Source organism: Balneicella halophila, from assembly GCF_003096835.1.
GTDB classification, from domain to species: Bacteria; Bacteroidota; Bacteroidia; order Bacteroidales; family Balneicellaceae; genus Balneicella; species Balneicella halophila.
Genome location: NZ_QENZ01000004.1, coordinates 67655 through 80865, shown reverse-complemented (window position 1 = coordinate 80865; position 13211 = coordinate 67655). Strand labels below are relative to the sequence as shown.

General features: G+C 33.1%; 11 protein-coding genes. 2 read left to right on the top strand and 9 right to left on the bottom strand.

What is annotated here, in order from left to right:
* Positions 1-31 precede the first annotated feature (31 nt).
* From C7377_RS05290 to lhgO, 7 genes are read right to left on the bottom strand one after another with little or no spacing between them, the layout of a single operon-like run.
* On the bottom strand, positions 32-889 hold the full coding sequence (locus tag C7377_RS05290; protein ID WP_116496306.1) for a glycosyltransferase family 2 protein: 858 nt from the start codon (positions 887-889) through the stop codon (positions 32-34).
* Positions 890-1999, bottom strand: coding sequence for a polysaccharide pyruvyl transferase family protein (locus tag C7377_RS05285; protein ID WP_116496305.1), 1110 nt, complete (start codon positions 1997-1999; stop codon positions 890-892).
* Positions 1996-3036, bottom strand: coding sequence for a nitroreductase family protein (locus C7377_RS05280; protein ID WP_116496304.1), 1041 nt, complete (start codon positions 3034-3036; stop codon positions 1996-1998). Before C7377_RS05280 ends, C7377_RS05285 begins: the two co-directional genes overlap by 4 nt.
* Positions 3036-4310 (bottom strand): flippase, encoded by a 1275-nt coding sequence (locus C7377_RS05275; RefSeq protein WP_116496303.1) that lies wholly within the window; start codon positions 4308-4310, stop codon positions 3036-3038. The genes C7377_RS05280 and C7377_RS05275 overlap by 1 nt, the downstream gene beginning before the upstream one ends.
* Before the next feature lie 2 nt (positions 4311-4312).
* A complete protein-coding gene (locus C7377_RS05270; RefSeq protein ID WP_116496302.1) occupies positions 4313-5488 on the bottom strand; it encodes a nucleotide sugar dehydrogenase in 1176 nt (391 codons plus the stop codon).
* Positions 5489-5516: 28 nt separating this feature from the next.
* Positions 5517-6608, bottom strand: a complete 1092-nt coding sequence (locus tag C7377_RS05265) for a Wzz/FepE/Etk N-terminal domain-containing protein (protein ID WP_116496301.1) — start codon at positions 6606-6608, stop codon at positions 5517-5519.
* 8 nt (positions 6609-6616) lie between these two features.
* Positions 6617-7816 carry an L-2-hydroxyglutarate oxidase gene (gene lhgO, locus C7377_RS05260; RefSeq protein ID WP_116496300.1) on the bottom strand — a complete coding sequence of 400 codons (1200 nt, stop codon included), beginning with the start codon at positions 7814-7816 and terminating at the stop codon, positions 6617-6619.
* A 198-nt stretch (positions 7817-8014) separates the two neighbouring features.
* On the opposite strand from lhgO, the gene C7377_RS05255 reads away from it, so the two are divergent.
* Together C7377_RS05255 and C7377_RS05250 are read left to right on the top strand one after the other, a co-directional pair.
* On the top strand, positions 8015-8251 hold the full coding sequence (locus C7377_RS05255) for a Sec-independent protein translocase subunit TatA/TatB (protein ID WP_116496299.1): 237 nt from the start codon (positions 8015-8017) through the stop codon (positions 8249-8251).
* Positions 8251-9189: a calcium/sodium antiporter gene (locus C7377_RS05250; RefSeq protein ID WP_116496298.1), complete on the top strand. Its 939-nt coding sequence runs from the start codon at positions 8251-8253 to the stop codon at positions 9187-9189. The genes C7377_RS05255 and C7377_RS05250 overlap by 1 nt, the downstream gene beginning before the upstream one ends.
* Positions 9190-9194: 5 nt before the next feature.
* On the opposite strand, the gene glmS is transcribed toward C7377_RS05250, so the two are convergent.
* Together glmS and C7377_RS05240 are read right to left on the bottom strand one after the other, a co-directional pair.
* Entirely contained in the window at positions 9195-11042 is a 1848-nt protein-coding gene (gene glmS / locus C7377_RS05245) for a glutamine--fructose-6-phosphate transaminase (isomerizing) (RefSeq protein ID WP_116496297.1), read from the bottom strand.
* 5 nt (positions 11043-11047) lie between these two features.
* Entirely contained in the window at positions 11048-13048 is a 2001-nt protein-coding gene (locus C7377_RS05240; RefSeq protein ID WP_116496296.1) for a DUF4954 family protein, read from the bottom strand.
* Positions 13049-13211 lie beyond the last annotated feature (163 nt).

The following is a 13211-nucleotide window of genomic DNA, read 5'->3' as shown; positions in this document are numbered from 1 at the left end:
CTCTAGCAATGTTGAGTAATAAAAACAACAACTAATTATTCAATGTCTTTATATATTGTTTTATAAAACGAAATTTAAAGAAAAAATCAAAATCTAACCTAAACAAAACGGACAAAACTTCTTTAAAATTCATTTTATATCCTACTCCATAATTACATTTATGATTTTCCAAATATAAACGTTGATACTTGTCTAGCTGGAAACTACTTTTAATTATATCTTCAGCAATGAGCAATTTATCTTTCCTTTTCATAGATATTCTTTCGTGTGCATGGGATATATCTACAACATAACTATAGTTATTGATTCCTTGTGCTATACCTCCCCCGGACAAAATATCTAACCAACATTTAAAATCTTGCCACATTGGTAATCTTTCATCAAAACCTCTCTCTCTCAGCACCTCAGTTTCAATAAACACCTGACTACCAACATCATTTACCTTTAGAAGGCTATCAAAATCCATCTTTTTTTTTCGTAAACCTCTTTTCGTAAAATGAGATTCCCCTATTTTTAGAGTATATGAACTATATAAAAAGACTGTTTCTTTTTCTTTTTCAGTCCAAAAATGAACAAAATCACTTATCCTATTGGGTAAAAAATAATCATCATCATCTAATCCTGTAATAAAATCACCGGTAGCATTTTCTATTGCTATATTTCTAGATGCACAAGCGCCTGAATTTTGTTTTTTTACAAAAAATTTTAAGTTAGCCACTTCCTTTGATTTCTCTTCTAAAAAACTCTCTGTTCCATCTGTAGAATTATCATCAACAACAATAATCTCAATATTAGAATAGTCTTGACCAATGACAGAATTAATTGCTCTTTCAAGTAATCCTTTACGATTATAGGTTGGAATATAGACTGTTACTTTAGGCTGATCCATTTATAACATACTTTTTATTAATTCCCAAATTGACATACTCTCGTCATTCAATTCATTAGATTTCATAGTAAGTTTACCAACTATCTTTTTTCTTTTTTCATTATCAAGTATAAAACTCAACTTTTCAATTAAAACATCATCATTGATATCCAAGTCATCAATCAAACCATCATTAAAATTATAATCATGATACAAGGCTTTATACTTATGAGACCAACTAGTTCCTATGGTTACCACTCCTTGTGATAAGCCACTAACAATACCATGAAAACGACTTGAAATAACCCCCTTACTACTTCCTATCGCGCTTTTTATAAACAAAGTATCTCCTCCTCTTATAATCTTTAAGTTGCCCCATTTTTTTGATAACTGTTCACATAAAGCCAAGTCTCCTTTCCCTTCATGATTTAAGAGTATAATTTTTTCCTCTTTTTCGGATAAAATCTCTATAACCCTATCTAGCAATTTTAAGTATAAATCTCCATCCGACTTATCCAACATTCTACAATTAGGTATAACCACTACGGCATTCTTGACTTCCTCTATATTCTTTTCTACCTTTAGCAGATTAGTAAAATCTTTTGCCAAATAAAGCTTATCCTTAGGAGCTATATTCTCTATATTTTTTAAAGATATTTCATCTCTCGCAAAAATCAAAGTAGCATTTTCAAAAACCTTTTTCATTTTTTCGCGACTCTGACGTCCTTCAAACTTACCAAAAGCTTGAGGTAAAAATATTAGTTTCTGATCATATCTCTTAGTATTATTCGAAACAGTTAATATCTTCTTTATATTGTCATCATTCCATGGAGTTCCATAAGCAAATCCAGAAGCATCAAAAACAACATCTATATCCTTATTTAGAATAATTCCCAACATATTCAATAGTTTTTGGGGCAATAATCCTAAAAACCAATCAAATTGGACACCGAACTTCACTATTCCTGATTTCTGATAAATTCCAAGCCTAGCCCTTTTTTCATAAGGAGCAGAGTTTAAATTAAACTCCATAACATAAGTATGCTCATCTCCCATTACTTGCATAATAGTCCTAAGCATTAATTCTGCTCCTTTATTCTCAAAGCCTGCATTTTTTATTTCTACTATCATATTATTTCTAACATTTCGTTATTTCCTTTTTTAGCAGAAAATGGAATACTTCCAGTCTTATCAGCATAACCAAAAGCAACTAAAAGTACAACTCTTTCACTTTTTTCCAAATTTAAAAGCTTAGAAATCGCCTTATCTCTTTTATATTCCTCAGGCCAATTTAAGATACAAGAAGATATACCTTTAGTTTGAAAAAATAATAACATCTGCATTACAGCTAAAGAAGAATCAATGTAAATTATATGTCTATCTTTTTCAAACTCATAATTTTTTAAATCACCTACAACACAAATTAAATTCGGGATATTTTCCAAAAAACCACTAGTACCTGGCGCTAACCCTCCTACTCGTAAAATTAAGTCTCTATTATTAGTACTTATAAAGCGAAAAGGCTGTCTATTACAAGCACTTGGTGCTGTCTTAGCAACTTCTATCGCATCTTCTATATCCTGTTTCTCTACTACTTTATTTATATACCACCGAACCGAAGAGCGCACTTGACATAATTCTAACAGTTCTTGTGGACTAACAGAAATATCTTTATCTTTGTAAAGATAAGGATTCTTACAATTTACCCACATATCTTCTGTGGCATCTTTTAACCTTACGGTAAGATACTTAGATTTTAATTTATCTATTTCTTTTCCGGAACACACTCTAAAAAATTCATCTAAAACAGAAGTTGACCACTTTACCTCTTCATTATTAAACTTTTTAACAATATACTTATAATCATCTAAAACAGTATTCATATAGCCTAACGCAAAAGTCTCCCTTCGTGGTCGCATTATCAAACCTTTTTCTATACGATGAATATTTCGTCTAAAACGCCCTTGATTAAAATTTGATACTTTATTTAAGTAAATTCCATTAGTTACATTATATAATTCTGAACTTATTTTACTATTAAAAAAGTAGTACACCTTTGCTAATATAGGAGAAAAAGAAACTATTCTATACTTAAATATACTCAAGCTATTAAGTTTTCTTTTCACAAACTCTTTTGTATCTCTACTAATATATTTGTATATAAACATTACAATATTTTTTTAAAATAATATAAATTCCTAAAATTATATGAACTCAACATTACATAAAAGAAAGATCTTGTTTCTTTAAATATAACTAACAACATAAAACCTGCTATAAAGTAAGAAAAAAAGGTAGCTACAGCAGCACCTTTTACTCCCATACTACCAATTAAAAAATAATTTAACAAAACATTAACTATACATCCTACTCCTTGTGTTATTAGAGAAAATTTTGTCATTTTCAAAATCACAATATGTTTACTAAAAGGAACTCTCATAAATATAAATAAAGCAGCCCATATATGAATATTGAGAATCTCTGATGAAAATATATATTTCTTACCATAAATAAACTCTATCAAATCTCTTGAAAAAATATTAACACAAATAGCAACAATAAATGCACTCCAAAACAGAAATGTAGTTATTCCTCTCATGTAAGAATAGTAATTCTTTTTATTTACAGCAAAAGTTTTTACTAATTTTGGCATTAAAACAACCAACAAAGCATCTGGAAAGAAATACCAATATTCTGTTAAATTACTAGATATAGCATAAATACCAACCGCTTCTTTATTAATCATACTCTCTAACATTACTTGGTCTATCTTCAAATATAAAACAGCAAAAATAGTTCCTGCAAAAACTAAAAAACAATCTTTAAAAAGGTTAACTAAATCCCTAAAAGTAGGTAATTTAAGAATCTTCTTTATTTCAACTTTTGGAATAAAGCGAGAAAAAAACAATATAAACATTGATAAGTTAAGCAACACGTATGAAAAACTGACAAAATAAAAACGAAGGCTAGATAATGCAAGAAGTATACGAGATGAAGATCCTATTAATGAAGATGTTAATTTAACCTGTGCATTAATTCTATTTTCATTCAATGATTCAAAATAATACTGAATAACCTCTGATACTTTAAACAAAATAGATAGAGATAAAATAAAACACATCAACCTAACAACTCCCTCTTTTATAAACATATAGGCATACAAATTAAAAAAGACAAAACCTAAAACACAGCCTATAATCTTCAAACTAAAAATCAAACTAAGAGAGTAGTTTTTGTTTTTTGACACAGACAACTCTCTTACAGATACAGCGGGGAGTCCCATGTGACTAAACACATTAAAAACAGCTAATAGAGACAACGCAAAAGAATAGGCTCCAAATTCTGCAACCGAAAAATTTCTTGCAACCAATACTGAACTGATAAAAGAAAACAATACAACCCCGACCTTTTCAAGGAATATCCAACCTAAATTTTTTATCACAACTAATTGTCTCCAAACACATCTCTTGTGTAAATTTTCTCTTGTACATCGGCTAACTCATCTGTATTACGATTGGTAATAATAACATCACACAATTGCTTAAAGTCTTCTACATTTCGTATATTTTTTGAATTAAAAAAACTTTCATCTTTTAGCTCTGGTTCATAGACAACAACTTCTATCCCTTTTGCTTTGATTCGCTTCATAATACCTTGAATAGAAGATGAACGAAAATTATCTGAACCTGATTTCATCACCAAACGATAAACACCAACTGTAATAGGCTTTTTATCTAAAATATCATTAGCAATCACATCCTTTCTCGTTCTATTTGCATCTACAATTGCATTAATTAAATTATTAGGTACACTTTCAAAATTCGCTCTTAATTGTTTAGTATCTTTAGGTAAACAATATCCCCCGTACCCAAAAGAAGGATTATTATAATAATTACCTATTCTGGGGTCTAAGCAAACCCCCTCAATGATTTGTTTCGTATTTAACCCAAAATTCATTGCATATGAATCCAATTCGTTAAAGTATGCCACTCGCATTGCCAAGTATGTATTTGAAAATAGTTTTATAGCTTCTGCTTCTGTGGAATCAGTCAATAATACATCAATGTTTTCTTTTATTGCACCTTCCACAAGTAAATTAGCAAATTCTTTCGCCCGGTCACTTTGCTCCCCAACAATAATTCTAGAAGGGTATAAATTATCATACAACGCTTTACCTTCACGCAAAAATTCAGGAGAAAAAACAACATTATCAATTCCTAATTTTTTCTTTATTTTTTGAGTAAAACCTACAGGAACTGTAGATTTTATAACCATAACGCAGTTAGGATTATAGTCCTTAATATCTTTTATTACAGACTCCACCGAACTCGTATTAAAATAATTTGTTTTAATATCATAATCTGTTGGTGTCGAAATAATCACAAAATCTGCATTCTTATAAGCTTTTTCTTTATCTAATGTAGCCACAAAGTTTAACTCTGGCTTTTTAATATACTCTTGTATTTCTGTATCGTGAGCAATAGGAGAAACTCGTTGATTTAACCTTTTGACTCTACTACCATCAACATCCAATGCAATAACATTATTATGCTGTGCTAACAACAGACCATTTGATAATCCAACATAACCTACGCCTACAATTGTTATATTCTTATTCATAATTCTTTTCTATCAAATTGATTAACTTTCATCTCTTCTCTAGTTTCGAATAAAAGCTTTTCCCAACCACTAGACCTATGCCAACAACAATCCCTAGAAACAACCATATCGCTAATATTAACAATTTTCTTGGCTTAGATTTTTCAACAGGCACACTTACTGGTTCTATAATCGTAAATACAGGAGTATTTTCCTTCACCTTTATTTTTTGTTGCTCTATTTGCTTGGCTAACTCAGAATAAACTCCATACGCTAAGTTATAGTCTGATTGCAATCTTTTTTCTGTTGTGGCTGCCTGTGCAGAAATAACATTTTTATTTTGATCCTGAAAACGAGCAAGGTTTAATGCAGCTTTCCTAAACTCTTTCTCCTTGTCTTCATATCTTTTTTCAATAAAATTCAACTCATCTATAGCTTTCTTACTTTTAAAATCTATAATATAGTTTTGTAATAACTGTTGTGCTCTTGTTGCTAATTGTGCGGCAGGAACAGCCTCAGGCATTCTGGCTTCTAACTTGACGAATCCTTCTTTATCATTGACCTCTATAGTTACGGCATTTTTCAAGATTTTGTGCAATGATTGTTCTTCTTGAGACAAGTAAATTAATCCTGCACTATCTTGCTCTATAACTGCTGAATTATTGTCACCTCTAATACCATTGATTATCACTCCTGGCAAACCTATGGTATATTTTTTAAGCCAACCTAATGCTCCTGGACTATGAATCTCCGTATAGTATTTTGAAAAAGTTATTTGCTCTTCAACATCAGAAACCTTAAGAGGTGTTTTAATCAATTCTTTTTTAAATGGAATGCTTTGAATAATTTTAGGGTAAAGAGAAGGGGGGATAAGTTCAGTAGAACCTCCTACATTTAAGTCAAAACCGGCCATAGCCGCTAAACCTCCCAGATTTCCTCCAGCTCCTTTACTTGAGGAAGAGGGAACCATCACAGTACTCGCTGTATATTCTTTCGGTGAAAAAATAGCAATAAACAATCCTATTAAGCCAAAAATTAAAACAAACTTAAATATTGTTCTACGACCTGCCCAAAAAGTTTGTACTAAAGCTATTAAATCAATCTCATCTTCTTCTCTTATTTGATGTTGTTCTTCGACCATTGTTATTTTTAAAATTTATCTAAAACCCTTTCTGCAATCGTCTTTCCAATACTCAATGATGATGTTGCGGCAGGTGATGGCGCATTACACACATTTACTGTATGGGTATCTTCAAAGATAAGAAAATCATCAATAAGATTGCCGTCTTTATCACAAGCTTGCGCACGCACTCCTGCATTTCCCTTTATCAAATCCTTTTTTTGAATTTCAGGAATTAATTTTTGCAATGCCTCAGTGAAAGCCTGCTTAGAATAGGAACGATAAAGCTCATATGCACCCATTTTCCAATATTTCCTAGCCACCTTTTGAAACCCAGAGAAACCTAATGTTTCAAAAAATTCTTCAAAATTAATTGTCTTATTGTCATAGCCTTCTCTTGCATAAGCTAATACGGCATTGGGTCCTGCCTCAACTCCACCATCAATCATACGAGTAAAATGCACGCCCAGAAATGGAAACTTTGGATTAGGCACCGGATAGATTAGATTCTTCACCAAATGTTTTTTATTGGGTATGATATGATAATATTCTCCACGGAAAGGCAATATTTTGATTCCTAATTTCCCCATTGCCATCTCTGCAACCTTATCAGAATAAAGTCCTGCACAATTTACTAATATTCTCGCTTTATAGCTCCCTTTATTCGTAATGACTACCGTTCCGTCAGTTTCGTCCTTAGCCCCATTAACTTTTTCGGAAAACTTAATACTTCCTCCTTTAGCTTTAATAAGCTCTAGATACTTTTCGCAAACAACTTTGTAGTCAATTATGCCTGTTTGTGGTACCAAAATGGCTTTTACTCCGCTACAGTGAGGTTCTATTTCACTTAATTCTTCGCTATCAATAACTTTAAGTCCTTCTAGTCCGTTTTCTAAACCTCTGTTATAAATATTTTCTAAAGATGGAATTTCACTAGCATCCGATGCTACAATCACTTTCCCACAAAGCTCATAAGGAATTGAATGAGTTTCACAAAAATCAATCAACTGGGAGTATCCTTCTTTACAATTCTTTGCCTTTAAACTTCCTGGCTTGTAGTAAATGCCGGAATGGATAACACCACTGTTATGCCCCGTTTGGTGAGTGGCTACTTCATTCTCTTTCTCAATAATCAGAACGTTTAAGTCTTCATTCTTTTCTTTTAAACGAAGTGCTGTTGCTAAACCTACAATTCCTGCTCCAATAACAATAATATCATATTGCTCCATGATAATCCTTAAAATTCTAAATTAATTGTCAAAAGTACTAAAAGTTATCTGGTTATTACCGTAATATAACCATAAAAACAAACAAATTATAGCATCTGACTATTTAAATGAAATTTAAAGTCTAGTTTTTCATTTTATATGTTTAAATATTATCACTTATCTTTGGCACTTTAACTAGTAAGTACTTATTCAATAACAATGATACTTTTATTTGGCATCGGAGGTTTTGAAATTCTACTCATCTTTCTTGTGGCGCTCTTGCTTTTTGGCTCTAAGCAATTGCCGGAGATTGCACGTACCTTAGGTAAAGGCTGGGGTGAAATAAAACGAACAACTAGCGAATTAAGGGAAGAGTTTAAGAACCAAGCAAATGCCGTAGAAAAAGAGAGTAAAAACATCACTGACGAACTTAACAAAACTGAAAAAGAATCTTAATGAACTACTTATTTCTCATTATAGGACTCACAATCCTTGTTTTTTCTGGAAATTTACTTGTAAAGGGAGGCGTTCAAATTGCAAATCATCTCAGAATACCAAAGCTCGTTGTCGGACTTACAATTGTCTCGATTGGAACTTCAGCGCCAGAACTCTTTGTAAGCTTAGGTGCTGCGCTAAACGGAAGTCCTGACTTGAGTGTCGGAAATGTTATTGGTTCAAATATTGCAAATATAGGATTGATTTTAGGCATCACTACCTTAATTCTTCCTATGCCTATATCTCCAGAATCTTCTAAGATTAACTATCCTTTTATGATGGGAGTTTCACTGTTGCTCTGGATACTGGCTTTAGACTTAAAACTCTCACTCTGGGATGGGTTTATTTTTGTCGTGCTTTTGGTAGGCTATATTACATTCCTAATCCTAAGAGCCAAAAAGAAAAAGAACATTCATGAAATTATAGAACAAGCCTCCCTCCCTATTTGGAGAGCAATATTATATGTTTTGATAGCCACTTTTGGTTTGTATTATGGTGCAGAACTACTGGTTTCTTCTGCTCAAAGTATTGCACTGTCTTTTGGAGTAAGTGAAAGAGTTATTGGTTTGACGGTTTTAGCATTTGGAACTTCTGTACCCGAGTTAGCAACTTCTATAATCGCTGCTTTCAAAAAGCAAATGGATATTTCTGTGGGAAATATTTTAGGTTCTAACATTTTCAACATTCTTAGTGTTTTAGGGATAACGAGTATCGTCACACCAATCAATGTGAATGACAGTATTCTTAATTTTGATATTTTCTTTATGATAGGAATCTCAGTCTTGCTTTTTTTGACTATCATTCCACTCTCTAAAGCATATATCAATAGGTTTGAAGGTTTCCTATTGCTTAGCTTCTACATTGTCTATGTAGGTTTGCTATTTATACAGCCAATTTAAGAACTCTATTCTACAGTAACTGACTTAGCTAAATTTCTTGGCTGATCAACATTACACCCCTTCATTACAGCTATATGATAAGAAAATAAATGTAGTGGAATGGCAACCAATATCGGCTGTAACAACTCATCAACTTTCGGTACTGTCAATACATAATCAGCCATTGCTGCTAATTCGGTATCACCCTCGTTTACGACAGCGACAATTGTTCCTTTTCTTGCCTTAACCTCTTGGGCATTAGAAACTATTTTTTCATAAAAGGCTTCATTAGTACCTACAATCAAGGTTGGCAAAGACTCATCAATCATAGCTATAGGTCCATGTTTCATTTCTGCTGCAGGATAACCCTCAGCGTGAATGTAGGATATCTCTTTTAACTTCAAGGCTCCCTCCAGGGCAATAGGAAAATTGATTCCTCTACCGAGATATAAGAAACTATTGACATCTAGAAACTCTTTAGCAATCTTTTCAATAGCTTTATCGGTTTGTAGCGTTTTTTCAACTAATTCTGGAATATGACGCAGTTCGGTTATGAGTGCAACAGCACGATTATCATCTAAAATGTTATTCTCCACACCCATTGCGATTGCAAGCATTGTTAAAACAGCCACTTGTGCAGTGAAAGCCTTAGTTGAAGCAACACCAATTTCTACGCCCGCATAGGTATACGCTGTAAAATCACATTCTCTTGCCATAGATGATCCATACACATTGCACACTGCAAACGTAGTTGCACCTTGCTCTTTAGAATAACGCAATGCTGCCAAAGTATCTGCAGTTTCTCCTGATTGAGAAATGGCTAAAACAATGTCATCTTCTCTAACTATCGGATTACGGTAACGAAATTCTGAGGCATATTCAACTTCTACCGGAACTCTCGCCAGTTCCTCTATTAAATATTCTCCAATAAGTCCAGAGTGCCAAGAAGTTCCGCATGCAACTATAATTATTCTCCTTGCTTTACTTAGTTGCTTTTTCAACTCCTCTAAGCCTTCAAAATAAATTCTATCATCATTATCGCTCAAGTGACTGAATATAGTATTGGCTATTGTATTCGGTTGTTCAAAGATTTCCTTAAGCATAAAATGTTCATATTCTCCTTTAGTAACCATATTCATATCCAAGTCAATATGCTTTATCTTATAATTTTTAACTTTCCCATAAATATCTTTAACTTCAACCTTTTTACCTCTTTCTAAAACAGCTACTTCATTATCATTGAGGTAAATTAAATCTTGAGTGTATTCAACAATTGGTATCGCATCAGACGCCACGAAAAATTCCTTGTTCTCTACTCCTAATCCAATAGCTAACGGACTGCCTTTGCGTGCCACAATCATCTTTTCAGGCTCAGATTTAGACAATACTGCTAAAGCATAAGCACCATGCACTTGTTGGAGAGCTTTATTCACTGCCAATTCTAAAGAAACCTTGCCTTGTTTGCGTTCACTTTCGATGAGGTTTACAATAACTTCCGTATCTGTCTCGCTTCTGAACTTATATCCAGCATCAAGCAGACGACGCTTAATCATCATATAATTTTCGATAATACCATTATGAACTACTGCTATATCTTTTGAAAATGAATAATGAGGATGTGCATTGTCTGTAGTCGCTTCACCATGAGTTGCCCAGCGTGTATGAGCCACACCGAGTGTTTGACGATGCTCAGTATCAGGAACAACCACTTCTAAATCAGCAACTTTCCCTACCTGTTTATAAACTTCAAGCTCATTATCAGCAAGTAAAGCTATACCCGCACTGTCGTATCCTCGGTATTCCAACCTGCGTAAACCTTCAATTAAAATTGGGTACGCTTTGCGATTACCAATATATCCTACAATCCCACACATATTTTTTATTTACTTTCTTTTTCTATCAATTCTTTCATTTGATCTATCACTCTATTACCTAAGTGTGTCTTTCTTTTGATATGCTCTAATATCTCTTGTACATTGCTATTAGTATCAAAATCTCCGCGTACACTTTCAAAATCTAAACGACGCTCTTCCTCGTCACCATCCACACCAAAGCCAACTTGAGTGGACAAAGAAAACTCTTTTTTAGCGTCATCGTACAACGTCTTATCCAATCCCACAACTGATTCTTTCCAATACTCTACTAATTTTATAAAGTCTTCGGGAGTCAGACTTTCAACCTTTCTTCCTTCTAGTTTTTCAAATAAATCTGCAACCCAAGTCCATTCCATTTCATAATATTTTGAATGGATATTTGCAAAATATTCTTGTAGACTGTTCAAACATGGTATCTTATCATTTTCTATATCATCCAATAGTTGGTCTAGTACTTCCAAAGGACAAATTAATCCGCCTACATCAACCCACTTACCTTTTCCTAAAGGTTCATCAGGTTTTAATACCTTTTGTAAATCTTTGGTGGAATTGATCTCTTTTTGATATATTCTGCTAATTAAAGAGTTCCCTAGAAATTTATAAATCCCAACTCGGTAAAGTTCCATTCCTCTCAATAAAGCAGGTCGCCTTATTTTTAAACCTTGATAAGTATATTCATCTACGTTGTGACCAGATACTCTTTCTAGTTCTTTAAGGATTTGCAAGCCCTCGTACATCTTATTTATGGTAAAAGGGCTTAACAGGTTAAAGTTAATACAATCATTGCGATAATTTTCATGACGTCGATCTCTTTTTGGCCATTTCTGTGCATCACGTACAGTTCCAACACTTCGTAGATTGACCCCAGGGGCTAATACACTTTCATCATTATTTTCTATGAGATAAGAAAATGGTAAATCAGACGAATCGGTATTGTGATAATGACGCCCCATGACCAAAGTAAAAGCACCTACCTTTGCAGGCCACAAGAGGTAAGAGTTACTTGTAGTTTTAGCTCCTCTTTCTAAGATACCCTGATGGATAGGACCTAATTTATACATATGGTTGCTTTGGTTGGAACCACTGCCTGCATTCATAAATGAGAACATTCCTGCAATCAATAGAGTTGATTTATGATGGGTAACTGTAAATGGTCCTGCAAATATAGCAGATGCCTCTCCATTAAACCCTTGAGAATTAGCAAAAAATACAGAATTTTCGGCTGAATAATGCTTGTCTAACACACAACCCTGTCCCACGAAACATTTTGAAATAAGTGTGGCATTATCAACTAAAGAATCACTAGAAATAATAAAATCTTTAGCCATCACTTCATTCCCGATATATATTGGTGCTTCCTTATAGGAATTAATACTGCCATTCTCTAAGCTAGAAGCTCCATCAATACGAGCATATTCTCCGATACAAACATTTTTAAGCTTACGTACATTACATATTACCACATGATCACCCACAGTTCCTTGGTCTGATTTTATTGAATGTGCATGTGCACTAATCATAGACGTTAAATACTCAATCATTTGTGTACGATGTCGATACATACTTAAGATATACGCCATCTGTGCGCTCAAATAATCAAATATAGGAAATGCTCGCCCGCCACCTTCATTTATGCATTCTACAATTACACCATTCCCAAAACAGCTTTCACCCTCTGTAGCCATGATATCGATATTCTCAATAACAACATCATCTCCGACTACATAATTAGCGATATAATTTTTTATATTTTTTATAAATGGTCTGTCGCCTATTTTACAATTATGCAAATGAGCATAGGAAATACCGTTGGGTCTAATCACATTACCATAGGAGCGATTTTCTCCAGAGATTTCTCCTATTTTATTTTTCCCTGAGAAATGGACATGACGTATATTGTTTAACGCAGTCTTTGAGGTAATTAGAACATCTCCCCAATTTTCAGCTGAGCAACCTTGGCTTTCTAATTTGAGAATCTCTTGTTCTGTAAGCTGTTGATACTTCATTCATTAAAAAATTTACACAAATGTAAGTAAAAACTATAAAAGAAATAAAACTTTAAAATAAGAAAGAGCCGTAGGAAAAGTTATAAATACACAAACACGCACTTGTGCATTTGTTTAAAAAATGGAGATATTCGCTATTTTTTGTATCTTTACGAACTGAAAT